Consider the following 16740-nt stretch of genomic DNA (forward strand, 5'->3'; position numbering starts at 1 on the left):
ATGCTCGACGAGGCCTTCCGCGACGGGTGGGGCTGGTGGGTCGTCACCCTCGCGCTCGGTGTGCCGGTGCTGCTGGTGGTGCTCACCGAGCTGATCAACGGGCTGCGTCGTCGCGGCAGCGCGCTCGCCGGACCGCTGCGCCTGCTGCGCAACGGCGTGATCCCGGTCGGTGCGCTGTTCGCGCTGCTCGCGTTCGCGATCCAGTCGCCCTCGGAGCAGGTGTGGACGCGCGTCGTCGCGACCGTGTTCGGTTTCCTCGTGATCCTGCTGGTGCTGTCGTCGTTCAACGTGGCGCTGTTCACGCACGCGGCCGATGACTCGTGGCGCAAGCGCATCCCGACGATCTTCGTCGAGATCGCGCGGCTGATCCTCGTCGCGCTCGGGCTCGCCCTGCTGTTCTCGTGGGTGTGGGATGCCGATGTCGGCGGGCTCATCACGGCTCTCGGAGTCGGCTCGATCGTCATCGGCCTCGCCCTGCAGAACGCCGTCGGCGGTGTGATCTCGGGTCTGCTGCTGCTGTTCGAGCAGCCGTTCAAGATCGGCGACTTCCTCGACACCGGCGGTGCAAAGGGTCGCGTGGTCGAGGTCAACTGGCGGGCCGTGCACATCGACACCGGGTCGGGCATCCAGATCGTCCCGAACTCCACACTCTCGGGCGCCTCATTCACGAACCTCAGCGAGCCCGACGGGCCGTACTCCGCCGCGACGTCGGTCACCTTCTCCACCGACGACCCGCCGCACGAGGTGATGGCGCTGCTGATCGAGGTGGCGGATGCTCTGCCGATGCGAGTGCCCCGAGAACGGGCATCCGTCAGCTATTCGGGGGCGGGCGCGTACGGCGTCTCGATTCCGGTGGCCGGGCCGGCGGATGCTTCGCGCACCCTCTCGACCTATCTGTCGTGGCTCTGGTACGCCGCCCGCCGCCACGGATTCGCCCTCGACGGCGACGCGACCGATCCGATCGCCGAGCCCGGTCGGCTCGCCGAAGCCCTCGATGCCGTCTCCGCGACGCTGCACCTGCGTGACGACGACCGTGAGGCGCTGCTCGACTCGGCCGTCCTCGAACGCTACGGCGTCGGCGAGGTCGTGCTGCCGAGCGGCGTGGTGCCCGATGAGGTGCGGGTCGTCGTCTCGGGTCGTGCGACGCTGGCGCTCGAGGTCGACGGGGGCCGGGTCGAGTTCGCCAGTGCCGAGAAGGGCGACATCATCGGCCAGACGGCGCTCACCCGCGAACGCACGCAGGCGGTCACCGTTGCCGGCGAGATCCTCACCGTCGTCGTGCTTCCGCTCGACACGGTCGACGAGTTGATCCGTGCTCGCCCGCGCCTCGCGGCCGAGATCGGGGAATCGCTCGAGCTCAAGCGCACACTCGCGGCTGATCGGCTCGCGTCGCTCGACCTCGCGCGGGGGTCGATCGGGCGAGGCTCGATCTCGCGGGGATGAGGCTCGTTCTGGGTCGCTCAGCGCTTGCCGGGGCGTCGGGCTGGCACCGCTCAGTGCGCGGTCGGGGCGCCCGACTGGCACTAACTCAGGACATCTGCGCGGTTCTGCCCCGATGTGAGGTGGATCGAGCCCGATTCGGCGCGTTCGTCCTGAGTTAGGGACGGCGCCGCGCGCCGCGAAGGCGCCCGATCCCGACCACGACGAGCGCGATGACGATGATCGCGGCCGCGATGGCCGCGATGTAGAGGCCCACCGAGGTCCAGCTCGACGTGTTCGGGTTGAGGAACGGGTACGGGTACCAGAAGGGTGTGGCGGTGAACGGGTCGGTGATGAACGGGCCACGCAGCAGCGTGTAAGCCCCCCAGGCCAGGGGGAAGACGACCGCGAGGAGTGCTGTGCCCCAGCCGAGTGCGCGGCGGCGAGGCGCGAACAGCACGTCGAGCAGCATCACGATCGGGAGCACGACGTGCAGTGTCTCGCTCGTCCACACCTCGCTCGCGGAGTGGGAGGGGATGTTGCGCAGCAGCAGGTTGTAGACGATCCCGGTCGTGATCATGTAGGTGCTGCTGTAGGCGAGCAGCACGGCGAGCCAGCGGGGCTCGGTGCCGTCGCTTCGGCGGGTGCGCAGCATCCACGCGGCGCCGATCAGTAGGGCGACGGCCGCGATGAGGCCGGAGAGCGTGGTGAAGAAGCTGAAGAAGTTCGACACCGCCGTCGGGATGTCGCGTCCCCACTCGGTCGTCGCCGCCTGCGCGGTCGCGATCTCGCGCGTGAGCTGCCGCGCGAGGGCGGCGAGTGCGAGCAGGGCTGCGGCGATCCGCACGTAGGGCCACACAGTTCTCATCGTTCCTCCGACGTTCCGTGTTCGACATTCCGGTGGTCGAACCGTCGGACAACGTAGCCGCGATGAGGACGATGCGCGGCATCTCCGGGCGGTTCGCCATCATTCGGACGGGGTTCTCGGAATATCGCGAAGTTCGAGGAGTGATGCGGGCGGATTCGCTGTGGCGATCGGTATACCGATACGCCTGATGAGGGGGTGTTTCGGACCGCAGGATGAGGGTTCTTTTCGCGGCGGAGACACCCCCTTCGAGGCGGAGATGCCCCGACGTGAGCCGGCCTCGTCAGCCCTTCCGCCCTCAGCCCTTCCGCCCCCACCGCAGCCGGGTGACGAGCACGCCGAGCAGGCACAGCGCGCCACCGAGGAACATGAGCGGCGTCGGCACCTCGCCGAGGATCGCCCACGACATGAGGATCGCGATCGCCGGAACCACGTAGGTCGTCGCGGAGGTCTGGCCGGCGGTGCTGCGCTGCAGCACGTACGCCCAGGTGGTGAAGGCGATCGCCGTGGGGAAGATGCCGAGGTAGACGATCCAGAGCGTGGATTCGACCGGCGCGGTCTGCAGCGCCGTGATCAGGCTGCCCGTCCAGGGCAGGAGCGCGACGGTTCCCGCGACCGCACCGAAGAACGTCAGAGAGGTCGCGTCGGTGCCCGCGATCAGCAGACGCTTCTGCACGAGGGTGCACCCGGCGTACATCACGGCCGCGAGCAGGGCGAGCAGTAGACCGGTGATGTCGGGGCCCTCGCTGGTCGACGAGTTCATGCCGATGAGCACCACGCCGAGGAAGGCGATGGGCGCCCCGATGACGAGCGGCTTCGGGAACCCCTCGCGCAGGAACAGCCCGCTGAACACGACGACCATGAGCGGCGCGAGGTTCACGACCATCGCCGCGGTGCCGGCGTCGAGCGTGCGTTCGGCGGCGTTGAGCGCCAGGTTGTAGACGCAGAACCAGCCGACTCCCCAGACGACGATGAGCCACCAGTGCTTGCGGGCGGGAAGACGGATGCCGTGGCGCACCGCGATGATCGCGAGCACGACGCTGCCGACCGCCATGCGCAGCAGGGCGAGCGCGCCCGGGTCGAAGTGCGGGCCCGCGCCCCGGATGCCGATGAACGCCGACGCCCAGAGCACCACCGTCACCAGCGCGGCGACGAGCACGAGCGGGCCTTGCCTGGGCGGCGCGCTCGGGAGGGTGCCGCCTCGGGCGGGAACGGTCTTCGACATCCTCCGATGGTGTCATCGGCCTCCGACATTCGTCGATGCGCAGGAGCGACAGCATCCGTCGATATCCCGCCATGACCCGCACCGGGGGCGATGTCGGCACCTTCGATAGGATGGGGGAGCCCGACAAGGGCCAGCTCATCAGCCGGTGCAAACCCGGCGAAAGCAAGGGGGACACCCATGCCAGGAATCGTTATCGTCGGCGTGCAGTGGGGCGACGAAGGAAAGGGCAAGGCCACCGATCTGCTCGGTGACCGCACCGACTGGGTGGTGAAGTTCAACGGCGGCAACAACGCCGGGCACACCGTGGTCGTCGGCAACGAGAAGTACGCCCTGCACCTTCTGCCCTCCGGCATCCTCTCGCCCGGCGTGACCCCCGTGATCGGCAACGGCGTCGTCGTCGACCTCGAGGTGCTGTTCCACGAGCTCGAAGCCCTCGGCGCCCGCGGCATCGACGTCTCCCGCCTCAAGGTCAGCGCCAACGCGCACATCATCACGCAGTACCACCGCACGCTCGACAAGGTCACCGAGCGCTTCCTCGGCAAGCGCATGATCGGCACGACCGGTCGCGGCATCGGACCGGCCTACGCCGACAAGATCAACCGCGTCGGCATTCGCGTGCAAGACCTGTTCGACGAGAACATCCTGCGCCAGAAGGTCGAGGGAGCCCTCGACCAGAAGAACCACCTGCTGGTGAAGATCTTCAACCGTCGCGCGATCACGGCCGATGAGGTCGTCGAAGACCTGCTCTCGTACGCCGAGCGCCTACGCCCCATGGTCGCCGACACCGGCTACCTGCTCGCCGAGGCTCTCGGCCGCGGCGAGGTCGTCGTGTTCGAGGGCGGTCAGGCGACCATGCTCGACGTCGACCACGGCACCTACCCGTTCGTCACCTCGTCGTCGGCGACGGCGGGTGGCGCGGCCACCGGATCGGGCGTCGGCCCCGGCTCGCTCGACCGCATCGTCGGCATCGTCAAGGCGTACACGACGCGCGTCGGCTCCGGTCCCTTCCCGACCGAGCTGTTCGACGAGCAGGGCGAGTGGCTGCGCTCGCGCGGCTTCGAGTTCGGCACCACCACCGGGCGTCCGCGCCGCGTCGGCTGGTACGACGGCCCGATCACGCGCTACGCCACGCGCGTCAACGGCATCACCGACCTGGTGCTCACCAAGCTCGACATCCTCACCGGACTCGAGCAGATCCCCGTGTGCGTCGCCTACGACGTCGACGGCCAGCGGTTCGACGAGGTGCCGGTCAACCAGACCGACTTCCACCACGCGACCCCGGTGCTCGAGTACTTCCCCGGGTGGAGCGAAGACATCTCGACGGCGCGCACCTTCGACGACCTGCCGAAGAACGCCCAGGACTACGTGCTCGCCCTCGAGAAGATGAGCAACACGCGCATCTCGGTGATCGGCGTCGGCCCCGAGCGCGACCAGGTCATCGTCCGTCACGACCTGGTCGACTGACGCCCTCGACATGACGCGATTCTGGCTCGGCGGGTACGGCCCCGAGATGGACGGTGCCGCCGACGGCATCGGCCTGCTCGCGGGCGACGAGGGCCGCGAGGCGACCACGCTCGGCTACCGCGGGGTCGCCGCACGGGCCTCTTCGCCGTCGTGGCTGGCGCAGCATCCGTCACTCGATGTGGTCTACGCGGCGCTCGAGCATTCCGGGGCCGTGCAGGCGTTCGTGCGCACGGGCGAAGAGAAGCTGAAGCCACTGGGCGAAGCGATCCCCGTGGGCGAGGCCGTATGCCATATCGCGGTCGCCCCGAACGGCTCGTCGCTCGTCGCCAGCTGTTACGGCGACGGGCGGGTAGTGCGGTTCGGGATCGATGCCGACGGTCGCATCGTGCGGGCGAAGGCGGATGCCGCGGCGGCGCTGCGCGCAGCCCTGTTCGGCGACGAGTCGTATGACGAAGAGACGGGCGACGGTGCTGGCGACGGTGTTTCGGATGCTCCGAAGCCGGGCGTCGGGGTCGCAGCATCCGACCCGTACTCCCTGCCCGACCGGGCGTCGCACGCGCACTCGGCGGTGTTCCTGGCCGACGGACGCATCGCCACCACCGACCTCGGATTCGACCTCGTGCGCATCTGGCGCCCGTCGGCGACCGGGCTCACCCTCGACCACGAGGTCGTGCTACCCCTCGGCGTCGGTCCCCGCCACATGGTCGCCCACCCCAGCGGGCACCTGCATGTGGTGACCGAGTACTCCTGCGAGGTGTTCACCCTGGCCGCCGCACCCGATGGCACCTGGGGCGTGGTCTCATCGATTCTGTCGAGTCCGATCGCCGAGGTCGGATTCGACTTTCCCGCCGAGCTCGCCCGCACCCGCGACGGAGCATTCCTCTACACGGCGCTGCGCGGCAGCAACACGATCGCAGCGCTCCGAGTGCGCGCCGGCGGCGAGCAGCTCGAGTCGATCGCGCTCGCCGACTCCGGCGTCGACTGGCCGCGACACCACCTCGTGTTCGAGGGCAAGCTCGTCGTCGCGGGGCAGCGGTCCGACACGATCAGCCTGATCGACCTCGACGATCGCACGGGTGCGCCCCTCGGCATCCGTCACCGGGCGCCGGCTCCCACGCCGACGCACATCCTGCCGCGCCGCTGAGGTCGCAGCAGCAGCCTCCGCCGGGCGTGTGCGTGAGCGGGCGTCTTCATAACTCCGCAAGAACGACCGCTCCTGCGGCCGAATCGGCAGTTTCTTGCCCGAACCGGCTGATCTTTGAGGAGTTATGAACTGAAACGGGCCCGCATCGGCCACGGTTCGGTGAGACTCCGGCCCTAACTCAGGACAGTCGCCTCGCCCGCCGCTGCCCCTTGCCGCGGCGAGCCCGGAACGACGCGGTCGGCGGCGCCTCGCCCGCGGATCCCCCGCCGTCTGTCCTGAGTTGAGGACAGCCGCCGACCCACTCGACCCGGCCCGCCGCGACACGCCGCGCGGCAGGCCCGGGAACAACCACCCCGTGACACTGCGTTGCTGTTGAGCGAGACTGTTGGGCGGAGAGGCACGACCATGACTGCAGAGAAGACGAACGAATACGATCTGATCGTGCTGGGCGGAGGTCCGGTCGGCGAGAACGTCGCGGACCGCGCCGTGCAGGGCGGTCTCACGGCCATTATCGTCGAGAGCGAGCTCGTCGGCGGCGAGTGCTCGTACTGGGCGTGCATGCCCTCGAAGGCCCTGCTGCGGTCAGCGCAGGCGCTCCGCGCGGCCCAGCACGTGGCCGGTGCGAAAGAGGCCGTGACCGGCACCCTCGACGTGCGCGCGGTGTTCGACCGCCGTGATTCCTTCACGAGCAACTGGTCGGATGACGGCCAGGTCAAGTGGCTGGATTCCGCGGGCATCGACCTGGCCCGCGGCCACGGCCGCCTCTCGGGTGAGCGCGAGGTCACGGTGACCGATTCCGACGGTGGCACGCGTGTGCTGCACGCCCGCCACGCGGTCGCGATCAGTACGGGGTCGGATGCCGTCATCCCCCCGATCCCCGGTCTGCGTGATGTGTCTCCGTGGACGAGCCGCGAGGCCACGAGCGCCGAGGAACTGCCCGACTCCCTCGCCGTGATCGGCGGCGGGGTCGTGGCGGTCGAGATGGCGACGGCGTATGCCGCGCTCGGTTCGACGGTCACGCTCATCGCGCGCAGCGGACTACTGACCACGATGGAGCCGTTCGCGGGCGAGCGCGTTGCCGCGGGTCTGCGCGAGCTGGGTGTCGACGTGCGTCTGAACACCGGAACGACGGCCGTGCGCCGTGATGAGGCCGGCGTGACGATCACGCTCGACGACGACAGCGAGGTGACGGCGGCGGAGGTTCTGGTCGCGACCGGTCGCTCTCCGCGCAGCGGCGACATCGGACTCGAGACCGCGGGTCTGGAGCCGGGCGGGTGGATCACGACGGATGACACGCTGCGCGTGCCCGGATCGGACTGGCTGTACGCGGTGGGCGATGTCAACGGCCGCGTGCTGCTGACCCACCAGGGCAAGTACCAGGCGCGGGCGGCGGGCGATGTGATCGCCGCGCGGGCGCTCGGCGAGACGGTGGATGACGGCGCCTGGGGCAAGCATGCGGCCACGGCCGATCACGCCGCCGTGCCGCAGGTGACGTTCTCGATTCCCGAGGTGGGGTCGGTGGGGCTGACGGAGAAGGACGCCCACGAGGCCGGCCACGAGGTGGCGGTCGTCGACTACGAACTCGGATCGATCGCCGGCGCGAGCCTCTACGAGGACGGGTTCGACGGACAGGCCCGTCTCGTCATCGACACCGCCCGCGATGTCGTGATCGGGGCGACCTTCGTCGGACCCGAGGTGGCCGAGCTCGTGCAGGCGGCGACGATCGCGATCGTGGGAGAGGTGCCGATCAAGCGCCTCTGGCACGCCGTGCCGTCGTACCCCACGGTCAGCGAGATCTGGCTGCGCCTGCTGGAGGGCTACGGGCGGGCTTCGGCGTGAACGGCATCCGATCCGAATCGGCATCCGCTCCGAACAGATCACGGAGGCACTGCGATTCCGTGCGCACGGAAATCGGATTGTTTCCCACATTGACGGTCGGGAGCGCAACCCCGAACCCAATGTCGCAGACCTCTTATACGCTCTAACCCACATCCCAGGAGGCAGGACCATGAAGGCTGTACTCGCAGGAACCGTGATCGCCGAGGCCGACGAAAGCGATCTTTTCCGCATCGAAGGCAACTGGTACTTCCCGCCAGCTTCGATCACGCCCGGGGCGCTCGTCGAGAGCCCCACGCCCTACACCTGTCCGTGGAAGGGCGCCGCGCAGTACTTCTCGGTGCAGGCGGGCGATGAGTTGCACAAAGACCTCGCGTGGTCGTACCCGACGCCTTATCCCGCCGGCTTCGAGCGCGTGGGCGGCGACTACTCGGGCTATGTCGCTTTCGCCCCGGGGGTGGACGTCTCGGCCTGACCGGCCGACGGCATCCGCACCTGCTCTCATCGATCCCCCGACTGGAGACCAGCCATGATCGAGTTCCGCAACGTCACGAAGCAGTTCCCCGACGGAACGCTCGCCGTCCAAGACTTCAGCCTGGTGCTGCCGTCGCGCAAGACGACGGTGTTCGTCGGTTCGTCGGGCTGCGGCAAGACCACGTTGCTGCGCATGATCAACCGGATGGTCGAACCCACGTCGGGCGAGGTCGAGATCGATGGCGAGAGCGTGCTCGGCGGAGACCCGGTGCAGCTGCGCCGGCGCATCGGCTACGTCATGCAGAACTCCGGACTCATGCCGCACTTCACCGTGATCGACAACGTCGCGACGGTGCTGCGGCTCACGGGTGTCAAGAAGGCTGCGGCGCATGAACGCGCGCGCACGCTGCTCGACACGGTCGGGCTCGACCAGGCGCTCGCCGAGCGGTATCCGAGTCAGCTCTCGGGTGGCCAGCAGCAGCGCGTGGGCGTGGCCCGCGGGCTCGCTGCCGACCCGAACATCCTGCTGATGGACGAGCCCTTCGGCGCGGTCGACCCGATCGTGCGCGCCGACCTGCAGCAGGAGACGATCCGCCTGCAGCACGAGCTCGACAAGACGGTGGTCTTCGTGACGCACGACATCGACGAGGCCTTCCTCTTGGGCGACCAGGTCGTCATCCTCGACAAGGGTGCGCGCATCGTTCAGGTGGGCACGCCCAGTGAGATCATCGAGAACCCGGCCGACGACTTCGTCTCGGCGTTCATCGGGGCCGACCGCGGCCGCCGTGCGCTGCACCTCAAGCAGACGCCGCACGGCACCGTCGTCGTCGATTCCGAGGGTCGCACGCAGGGGTCGATCGTCGACGCTCCGGAAGAAGCGGATGCCGTCGCCGGCGGCTCAGCGCAGGGCGGACTCACGTGAACTGGGTCGTCAACAACTTCGGGATGATCCTCGAGCTCACCGCGCTGCATCTGCAGCAGAGCATCGTGCCGATCGTGCTGGGGTTCGTGCTGTCGCTGCCGCTCGGATGGGTGGCGTGGCGGTATCGGCTCGTGCGCGGACCGATCATCATCCTCACCGGGCTGCTCTACACGATCCCGTCGCTGGCGCTGCTGATCCTGCTGCCGGCGACGCTCGGCTACTCGGCGATCAGTCCCACCAACCTCGTGATCGCCCTGACGATCTATGCGGTCGCGATCCTCGTGCGCGCGGTCGCCGACGGTCTCGACTCGGTCGATGACGACGTGCGCCAGGCGGCGACGGCCACCGGGTTCGCGCCGTTCCGTCGGTTCTGGGCGGTCGACTTCCCGCTCGCGGGTCCGGTGATCCTCGCGGGCCTCCGGGTCACGGCGGTCAGCACGATCTCGCTCGCCACCGTCGGCATCCTGATCGGCGTCACCAACCTGGGCTACCTGTTCACGAACGGCCTCGAACGCCGCATCATCGCCGAGGTCTTCGCGGGCGTCATCGCCGTCGTGATCATCGCGCTGGTGATCGACCTGATCCTGCTGCTCGTCGGCCGCGCGCTCATGCCGTGGACCACCGCCACCTCTCGCCTCTCGGCGAGCCGGGCCGTTCCCGTGAGGGCCGCCGCATGAACCTCTTCGCCGAAGCCTTCGCCTGGATGTTCGCTCCCGCGCAGTGGACCGGCAACTACGCGCTCCCCAAGCTCCTCGCCGAGCACCTGGCCCTCACCGCCATCTCGGTGCTGATCGCAGCGGCCATCGCGCTCCCGCTCGGCTGGCTCATCGGCCACACCGGCAAGGGCCGCGAGCTCGCTGTCGCCGTGTCGGGCGCCGCCCGTGCCATCCCCTCGTTCGGTCTGATGGTGCTGCTCGTGCTGCTGCTCGGTGTGCTCCGCATTCCCGAGGCCGCCGTCATCACCTTCGTGCTGCTCGCGATCCCCTCGCTGCTGGCCGGCGCCTACACGGGTCTCGAGGCGATCGATCGCCGCGTGATCGACGCCGCCAAGGCCATGGGCATGACCGGGTGGCAGGTGTTCTGGAAGGTCGAGGTTCGCCTCGGCCTGCCGCTGCTCGTCGGCGGCATCCGCTCGGCGCTGCTGCAGGTCATCGCGACCGTCACGATCGCCGCCTACGTGAACCTCGGCGGACTCGGCTGGCCGATCATCCAGGGCATCCCCCTGCGTCGTTTCGACCAGGTGCTCGGCGGGGCGATCATCGTCGCCGCGCTGGCCCTTCTCGTCGACCTGCTCCTCGCCACTGCGCAGCGGGCAGCCGTCCCCGCCGGCCTGCGCAACGCCACGCGCGCCCGCCGTCGTCGCGGTGACCGCGTGGCCGCACCGGTCGCCGCATCCGCCGCGGCCTGACCCCGACCTCTCCGTCCACAGCACCTCACGTCCCCACAGCAGTTCCAGAAAAGAGGAAGTCCCATGTTCACAGCACGAGGCAAGCGCTCCGTCTTCGCCGTCGGCCTGGTCGCCGCGGCCGCACTCGCACTCACCGCCTGCGGTGGCAACCCGCTCGACGAGCCGTCCGACTCGAGCGCAGGCTCGGGCGACAGCGAGACCATCGTCGTCGGTTCGCAGGCGTACTACTCCAACGAGATCATCGCCGAGATCTACGCCCAGGCGCTCACGAACGCCGGCTACGACGTCAAGACGCAGCTCAACATCGGTCAGCGCGACGCGTACATGCCCGAGGTCGAGTCCGGCGAGATCAACGTCTTCCCCGAGTACACCGGCAGCCTGCTGGAGTACCTGTCCGACGACGAGATCGATGTGACCAGCCCCGACGACGTCTACGCAGCCCTGCAAGACGTCCTTCCCGAGGGCCTGACGGCACTCGACTTCGCCGAGGCATCCGATCAGGACACGTACACGGTGCTCAAGAGCTTCGCCGAGGAGAACGACCTCGTCACGATCGGCGACCTCTCGAAGGTCACCGAGCCCGTCACGATCGGCGCCGCCCCCGAGTTCGAGCAGCGTCCGTACAACCCGGCCGCCGCCAAGGAGGTCTACGGTGTCGACCTCGGCTTCTCGGCCACCGGCCCCAGCACCCTCGAGTCGCTGCTCGCCGGCGAGATCCAGGTCGCTGACATCTACACCGCCGACCCGGCGTTCGAGACCGAAGAGATCGTGGCCCTCGAAGACCCCGAGAACCTGATCATCTCGTCGAACGTCGTGCCGATCGTGTCGAGCGACATCGCCGACGAGATCTCCGAGGTGCTCAACGCGGTCAGCGCCAAGCTCACCGCCGAAGAGCTCGTCTCGCTGAACGTGCTGAGCACGGTCGACGAGCAGTCGTCGAAGGACATCGCCAAGAAGTGGCTCGAAGACAACGACCTGATCTGATCTCACCGATCAGCGGTTCATGAGGTGCCCGGGCCCGGTGGGTCCGGGCACCTCTGCGTCTGGGGTGGGCGCGGCGAGCCCACCCGCGACTACACGCGCGCGTCCTGCCTCGGCACCCAGACCTGCTTGATGATGATGAGGATGGATGCCGCGACCGGCACCGCCACGAGAGCCCCGAGCAGACCGAGCAGCGTGCCACCGGCGAGGGCACCGATGACCACGAGCGATCCCGGGATCGAGATCGCCTTGTTCATCACGCGCGGGGTGATGACGTACGCCTCGACCTGCATGTAGATCAGGTAGACGATTCCGAAGATCAGGGCGCCGACCGGGTCGGTGAAGAGCGCGAGACCGGTGCCGATGATCCAGAACATCACCGAGCCGACGAGCGGGATCAACGTGATGCAGAAGGCGACCGTCGCCATGAGCGGCGGGAACGGCAACCCGAGGAACGTGTACAGCAGCAGCGCGAGGATCGCGTTGAAGAACGCGAGAACGACCATCCCCATGACGTAGCCGCCGACCGAGTCGGTGATCTGGTCGGTGATGTCGCCGGCGCGGGTGCGGTCGCGGGCCGGCACGAGGCGCAGCAGGCTCTGCTTGATGCCCGTGAGCGAGGCGACGAAGTACAGCGTCAGCACCAGCACCACGATCGCGCCCGAGATGCCGGTTGCGATGGAGGCGCCGACCTTCAGTGCCCCGCCGCCGATGCTCGCGATGTTGCCGGGGTCGGTGAGGAACTTCTGCAGATCGGCGACGAGACCCTGGAACTGATCGCCGAACTGAGCGTTCAACGTCGCGTAGATGTCGCTGCGCTGGAAGTCGGCGATCATGCCCGGTACCGAGCTCACGAAGCTGGCGATCTGCTCGATCACGATCGGCAGGATCATCCACAGGATCAGCGCCACGACGACGATCAGGCTGAGGATCACCACGAGCACCGACATCGCCCGCGAGAGTCCGCGCCGCTCGAGGAAGCGCACGGCCGGGTCGAGGCCGAGGGCGGCGAACATCGCGAGTGCGATGTAGATGAGTACGGTCGAAAGGCTCGTCAGCGCGAGGCCGATCACGATCGCGCCGAGCCCGCCGAGCGTCACCAGGAAGCCGAACACGAACGGCCGGTCGATGCGGGTCCAGAACGAGCGGCTCGGAGTCATCGGCTCCACGACTTTCGACGGCGGGCCGATCGTGGTGGTCGAGGCGGATGCCGGGGCATCCGTCGACCCGGGATTCGGCGACCCGTCGCCGGGCGCGACGTCGTCGGAGGGCGCGGATGCCGGCGGCTGTTCGGTGCTCATCTGCTCACGATAGCGGTGCGATGAGGCCGTGCATCGGCGGCGACGCGCGTCGTAGAGTGGGGGAATGACCGCCCCCCAGGACCCGCAGGCCGAGCTGCTGCGCCTCCGCGCCAGCATCGACAACATCGACGCCGCGCTGATCTTCATGCTGGCCGAGCGATTCCGCGCGACGCAGCAGGTCGGTCATCTCAAGGCGGAGCATGAGATGCCGGCATCCGATCCCGGCCGCGAAGAGCAGCAGGTCGCCCGCCTGCGCGCGCTCGCAGAAGAGGCGCACCTCGACCCGGAGTTCGCCGCGAAGTGGTTCAACTTCGTGGTGGCCGAGGTCATCCGCCACCACACCGAGGCTGCCGAAGCGCGTTGACGCGCGTCAGACCGTGATCGTCTGCCCTGTGACGAGGCCCTCGACGGCGAGCGTGTACGCCCGGCTGATCTCCGCGTCGGAGACGGGGCGATGCCCGGCGAACAGCTGGTGATAGCCGGGGGAGTTCTCGAGCACGTCGGGCGAGACCGCGTTGATGCGGATGCCGCGGGGCGCCTCGGCAGCGGCCGTCACCACGAACGATTCGAGTGCCCCGTTGGCCATTGCCGCGGCAGCGCCCGTGGCGATCGGGTCGCGCGATAGCACCCCGCTGGTCAGTGTGATCGAGCCGCCATCGCGGAGCTTCGCGATCGCCTGGCGCACGACCTCGATCTGCGAGAGCGTCTTCGACGTGAACGCTGAGAGATAGTCGTCGCGGGAGAGTTCGGTGAGGTGCTTGAACGGCACGGACCCCGCGGCCACGACGACCGCATCGATGTCGGTCACCGTGTCGAAAAGCGCCGCGACCGACGCGGCATCCGTCACGTCGACCGCCACCTCGCCGTTGCGCGACGCGCGGATCACCTCGTGCCCGCGTGATTCGAGTGCGTCGGCGACGACTCGTCCGATGTTGCCCGTTGCTCCGATGACCACAGTCTTCATCTCACGAGTCTTTCATCCCCACGTGGTGCGAGGGCCCGGCGTCCCCATCCGCCGGACCCTCGCGAGGATGCCGTGGATAGTCCGCAGCGTCCTCTGAGCAGTCGGTGTCCTGTCGCATCCGCACTCCCCAGTGAACGGACTTCCCCAGCCGACCGCGCCTCCCACCCCGTTGCCCTCGGAGCCTTTCGCGTCGACACCTTCCGAAGAACAGGAGCGCCTCGGCCCCCTGGTGATACATCGAGCGGAAGATTTCTCAGAAACCCGCGCCGTGGCACTGGAAGGGGGCCCGGTGGCCGGTCGACACCGACGCGGCGGCGAGGGCGGATGCCGGGGTCGACCCCTCGGCGAGATTCACGTGCACGGCGCTGAGCAGTTCGCACGCGACGTCGTCGGGCACGGCGACGGGAGCGGCGATGACGCAGCGGGTGCCCGCGTGCAGCCAGACGCGCGTCATGCCGAGCGCCTCTTCGCCCCACCGCACCGACGACCGGCCCAATTCGCACGCCGAGAGGATCACGGTCTCGGGAGAGGTGGGAATGAGGTCGACGTCGTATCCGAACAGCGTGCCGTCGGCGAGTTCGAAACCGGAGAACAGCGGATTGTCGGCCGAGTGCCGGCCGTGCGCGGCGATATGCAGCAGATCGGATGCCCCGGCCAACGCCGTCACATCGGCGACGCCCGCCGCGGCTCCGAGCAGGACGGTCCGCGCGGTGTCGAGATAGGCCCACGCCTCGCTCGCCCGACGCACCTCTTCGGCACCGCGCGGCACCCGGGGGCCGGCCGCGAATCCCACCCGGTGAGGAGCCGACGCCACCGCGGATTCTCGCACCTCCGCCCACCGCGACACCGAGGTCGCCACGGTGAACGGAACGCCGTGCATGCCGGGCAGCATCGCCCAGGGCACACCGGCGAGCACTCCGGGAATCGTGATCACCGCGCGTGCGGCGCCCGTGCGCATCGGTGCGAGCAGCTCGTCATCCAGGCGCTGCAGGCGTGCGGTGAGAGACTTCTCGATCACCGCCGCCATCGGCCCGCCGCGGGTCATCGCGGCCACGTCGAGGTCGGCGCGCAGGCCGTCCATCGCGGCGCGCACGCGCGGCCACGACAGCGTGACGACCTCGGAACGGGATGCCGTCGCCACCACGCAGAGCAGATCGTCGCCCGTGAAGACGTACGACAGCGCCACCGTTTCGGCATCGAGAAGTTCGCGTGTGGCGGCGAGGTCGATCCGGTCGCGCCTTGATCCTGCGCCGGTGCCCGACCACTGGCGCTCACGCACGCGGTCGCGCAGCAGACGCACACGGCGGTCGGTCGTCCAGTCGTGCCCGGCCAGTTCGGCGCGCAGCATCCGCAGTTCTGCGAGATCGGATGCCTGGGCGTCGTCGCGCGGCGGACGCACCGGAGCGACCTGGTGACTGAGGTGCCGGGCGCGCTCGGCCCAGGCGAACAGCACGTCCGGGTCGGCGGAACGAGCCGCTGCCCGCAGCCCCGCGAACATCAGGTCGGTGCCGTGCATCGCCACCGAGGCCTGCAGGTCGAGGGCTCCGAACGACTGCTGCCACGTGGTGAGAAGGTCGAGTCCGTCGGCCGCCGCGCGCAGCGCCGCGCCCGTGCGCCCCGCCGCGGCTGCCCGGGCGGCCCGCACTTCGTAGGCGCGCAGCCGCAGCGGAGTGGGGGCCGAGTCGTCGAGCCGGGGCATCCGTCCCGATCCGTCGCGCCGCGCGGTCAGTCGCACAGCGGATGCTTCGGTGCGAAACCCTCCCCGTGCCAGAGCCGTCGCTGTGCGCTCGAACTCCGCCGTGTCCAGCGCTCGGCCGGGGTGCGCGCGCATGCCCGCTTCGAGGCGCACGGCCTCGGCGCGCGCGGCCCAGCCGTCGCTGCCCAGGGTCGCGAAGCGCCGTGCCGCTGCGTGGGCCATGCGCTCGGCGGCGGCGGCATCGTGGCGCAGCAGCGATCGCGACAGGTGGAACTCGGCTTCGCCCCGGGCCTGCAGCATCCGCTGGGCGCCGAACTGGGTCGCCACGCGCCCGAGGAGTTCTTCGGCCTCGGTCGTGAGCCCGGCGTCGCGCAGCACCTCGGCACGATCGAGATCGCTGATCGCCGCCGCCAGATCGCTGGTCGCCGCGAGCGCCGGGCGCGACTGGGTCATCAGAGCGAGCGCCGTCACCAGGTCGCCGCCGAGCAGCGCGGCGTATCCGAGGTTGTGCCGCGCTTCGGCGAGCGGTTCGTCGTCGCCGGTCGCCTCGTAGATGGCGATGGCCCGGTGCAGGTCGTCGGTGCAGGCCTCGAGTTCGTGGCGCTGCATGCGCACCATCGACCGGTTCATCAGGCAGTTCGCGAGCTCGGTGGTCTGCGCGCCGCCGGTGCTGATGCTGATCGCGTCGATCGCGCGGGTCAGCATCGACTCCGCGTCGCCGAGGGTGCCCGCGTGCATGAGTAGTGTGCCCAGCTGTCCGCTCAGCACGGCCACGGTGCCGTCGCTCAGGCCGGGTCGTTCGAGGGCCTCGCGGCACAGCTGCTCGGCGGCGGAGGGTTGCCCGGTCTGGGCGAGCACGTAGGCGGCGGTGCCGTCGATGCGCGCGCGCAGATCGGGGTCATCGGTGCGCGCGGAGGCGGCGTCGAGAGCCCGCCTCGCCGCCGCGAATCGTCGGGCGTTGGCTGCTTCGACCCCGCGCCGGTGCAGCTCGCTGGCGGACAAGGGCATGCCCCCCAGAATGCCCGTATACCGGGGGTTGGG

Annotated in this window: 15 protein-coding genes; 10 read left to right on the forward strand and 5 right to left on the reverse strand. The window is 69.3% G+C overall.

What is annotated here, in order from left to right; genetic code table 11:
* On the forward strand, positions 1–1443 hold the full coding sequence (locus ACIOSY_RS02925) for a mechanosensitive ion channel domain-containing protein (protein ID WP_400848707.1): 1443 nt from the start codon (positions 1–3) through the stop codon (positions 1441–1443).
* 154 nt (positions 1444–1597) lie between these two features.
* On the opposite strand, the gene ACIOSY_RS02930 is transcribed toward ACIOSY_RS02925, so the two are convergent.
* Both ACIOSY_RS02930 and ACIOSY_RS02935 read right to left on the reverse strand, forming a co-directional pair.
* Positions 1598–2287, reverse strand: coding sequence for a Pr6Pr family membrane protein (locus tag ACIOSY_RS02930; protein WP_400848710.1), 690 nt, complete (start codon positions 2285–2287; stop codon positions 1598–1600).
* Between the two features lie 295 nt (positions 2288–2582).
* Entirely contained in the window at positions 2583–3509 is a 927-nt protein-coding gene (locus ACIOSY_RS02935; RefSeq protein ID WP_400848713.1) for a DMT family transporter, read from the reverse strand.
* A 177-nt stretch (positions 3510–3686) separates the two neighbouring features.
* On the opposite strand from ACIOSY_RS02935, the gene ACIOSY_RS02940 reads away from it, so the two are divergent.
* From ACIOSY_RS02940 to ACIOSY_RS02975, 8 genes are all read left to right on the forward strand, one after another.
* Positions 3687–4973 carry an adenylosuccinate synthase gene (locus ACIOSY_RS02940; RefSeq protein WP_400848717.1) on the forward strand — a complete coding sequence of 429 codons (1287 nt, stop codon included), beginning with the start codon at positions 3687–3689 and terminating at the stop codon, positions 4971–4973.
* A 10-nt stretch (positions 4974–4983) separates the two neighbouring features.
* Positions 4984–6117, forward strand: coding sequence for a lactonase family protein (locus ACIOSY_RS02945; RefSeq protein ID WP_400848720.1), 1134 nt, complete (start codon positions 4984–4986; stop codon positions 6115–6117).
* Between the two features lie 405 nt (positions 6118–6522).
* The gene (locus ACIOSY_RS02950) at positions 6523–7956 is read left to right on the forward strand and encodes a dihydrolipoyl dehydrogenase family protein (RefSeq protein WP_400848723.1); all 1434 of its coding nucleotides are present in this window, start codon (positions 6523–6525) and stop codon (positions 7954–7956) included.
* A gap of 169 nt (positions 7957–8125) precedes the next feature.
* Positions 8126–8428: a DUF427 domain-containing protein gene (locus ACIOSY_RS02955; protein WP_400848725.1), complete on the forward strand. Its 303-nt coding sequence runs from the start codon at positions 8126–8128 to the stop codon at positions 8426–8428.
* 54 nt (positions 8429–8482) lie between these two features.
* Positions 8483–9349: an ABC transporter ATP-binding protein gene (locus ACIOSY_RS02960; RefSeq protein ID WP_400848728.1), complete on the forward strand. Its 867-nt coding sequence runs from the start codon at positions 8483–8485 to the stop codon at positions 9347–9349.
* Positions 9346–10026, forward strand: coding sequence for an ABC transporter permease (locus ACIOSY_RS02965; RefSeq protein ID WP_400848731.1), 681 nt, complete (start codon positions 9346–9348; stop codon positions 10024–10026). The genes ACIOSY_RS02960 and ACIOSY_RS02965 overlap by 4 nt, the downstream gene beginning before the upstream one ends.
* Positions 10023–10757, forward strand: a complete 735-nt coding sequence (locus tag ACIOSY_RS02970) for an ABC transporter permease (protein ID WP_400848734.1) — start codon at positions 10023–10025, stop codon at positions 10755–10757. The genes ACIOSY_RS02965 and ACIOSY_RS02970 overlap by 4 nt, the downstream gene beginning before the upstream one ends.
* Positions 10758–10820: 63 nt before the next feature.
* Positions 10821–11741 (forward strand): ABC transporter substrate-binding protein, encoded by a 921-nt coding sequence (locus ACIOSY_RS02975; protein WP_400848737.1) that lies wholly within the window; start codon positions 10821–10823, stop codon positions 11739–11741.
* An 89-nt stretch (positions 11742–11830) separates the two neighbouring features.
* On the opposite strand, the gene ACIOSY_RS02980 is transcribed toward ACIOSY_RS02975, so the two are convergent.
* Positions 11831–13039 carry an AI-2E family transporter gene (locus ACIOSY_RS02980; RefSeq protein ID WP_400848740.1) on the reverse strand — a complete coding sequence of 403 codons (1209 nt, stop codon included), beginning with the start codon at positions 13037–13039 and terminating at the stop codon, positions 11831–11833.
* 64 nt (positions 13040–13103) lie between these two features.
* Here ACIOSY_RS02980 and ACIOSY_RS02985 point away from each other — a divergent pair, with 64 nt between their 5' ends.
* Positions 13104–13403: a chorismate mutase gene (locus ACIOSY_RS02985; RefSeq protein ID WP_400848742.1), complete on the forward strand. Its 300-nt coding sequence runs from the start codon at positions 13104–13106 to the stop codon at positions 13401–13403.
* A 6-nt stretch (positions 13404–13409) separates the two neighbouring features.
* Here ACIOSY_RS02985 and ACIOSY_RS02990 read toward each other — a convergent pair whose 3' ends face one another.
* On the reverse strand, positions 13410–14003 hold the full coding sequence (locus ACIOSY_RS02990; protein ID WP_400848745.1) for a short chain dehydrogenase: 594 nt from the start codon (positions 14001–14003) through the stop codon (positions 13410–13412).
* A gap of 253 nt (positions 14004–14256) precedes the next feature.
* On the reverse strand, positions 14257–16707 hold the full coding sequence (locus tag ACIOSY_RS02995; RefSeq protein ID WP_400848748.1) for a CHAT domain-containing protein: 2451 nt from the start codon (positions 16705–16707) through the stop codon (positions 14257–14259).
* Between the last annotated feature and the right edge of the window lie 33 nt (positions 16708–16740).

Origin of the sequence: Microbacterium sp. NPDC087665, assembly GCF_044743285.1 — a bacterium.
Classification (GTDB): Bacteria; Actinomycetota; Actinomycetes; order Actinomycetales; family Microbacteriaceae; genus Microbacterium.

Bases quoted from the DNA above. Each gene is read 5' to 3' on its own strand.
- ACIOSY_RS02970 (WP_400848734.1), top strand. From the start codon at position 10,023: ATGAACCTCTTCGCCGAAGCCTTCGCCTGGATGTTCGCTCCCGCGCAG.
- ACIOSY_RS02980 (WP_400848740.1), bottom strand. From the start codon at position 13,039: ATGAGCACCGAACAGCCGCCGGCATCCGCGCCCTCCGACGACGTCGCG.
- ACIOSY_RS02940 (WP_400848717.1), top strand. From the start codon at position 3,687: ATGCCAGGAATCGTTATCGTCGGCGTGCAGTGGGGCGACGAAGGAAAG.
- ACIOSY_RS02945 (WP_400848720.1), top strand. From the start codon at position 4,984: ATGACGCGATTCTGGCTCGGCGGGTACGGCCCCGAGATGGACGGTGCC.
- ACIOSY_RS02960 (WP_400848728.1), top strand. From the start codon at position 8,483: ATGATCGAGTTCCGCAACGTCACGAAGCAGTTCCCCGACGGAACGCTC.
- ACIOSY_RS02995 (WP_400848748.1), bottom strand. From the start codon at position 16,707: ATGCCCTTGTCCGCCAGCGAGCTGCACCGGCGCGGGGTCGAAGCAGCC.
- ACIOSY_RS02930 (WP_400848710.1), bottom strand. From the start codon at position 2,287: ATGAGAACTGTGTGGCCCTACGTGCGGATCGCCGCAGCCCTGCTCGCA.
- ACIOSY_RS02925 (WP_400848707.1), top strand. From the start codon at position 1: ATGCTCGACGAGGCCTTCCGCGACGGGTGGGGCTGGTGGGTCGTCACC.
- ACIOSY_RS02955 (WP_400848725.1), top strand. From the start codon at position 8,126: ATGAAGGCTGTACTCGCAGGAACCGTGATCGCCGAGGCCGACGAAAGC.
- ACIOSY_RS02950 (WP_400848723.1), top strand. From the start codon at position 6,523: ATGACTGCAGAGAAGACGAACGAATACGATCTGATCGTGCTGGGCGGA.
- ACIOSY_RS02975 (WP_400848737.1), top strand. From the start codon at position 10,821: ATGTTCACAGCACGAGGCAAGCGCTCCGTCTTCGCCGTCGGCCTGGTC.
- ACIOSY_RS02990 (WP_400848745.1), bottom strand. From the start codon at position 14,003: ATGAAGACTGTGGTCATCGGAGCAACGGGCAACATCGGACGAGTCGTC.
- ACIOSY_RS02985 (WP_400848742.1), top strand. From the start codon at position 13,104: ATGACCGCCCCCCAGGACCCGCAGGCCGAGCTGCTGCGCCTCCGCGCC.
- ACIOSY_RS02935 (WP_400848713.1), bottom strand. From the start codon at position 3,509: ATGTCGAAGACCGTTCCCGCCCGAGGCGGCACCCTCCCGAGCGCGCCG.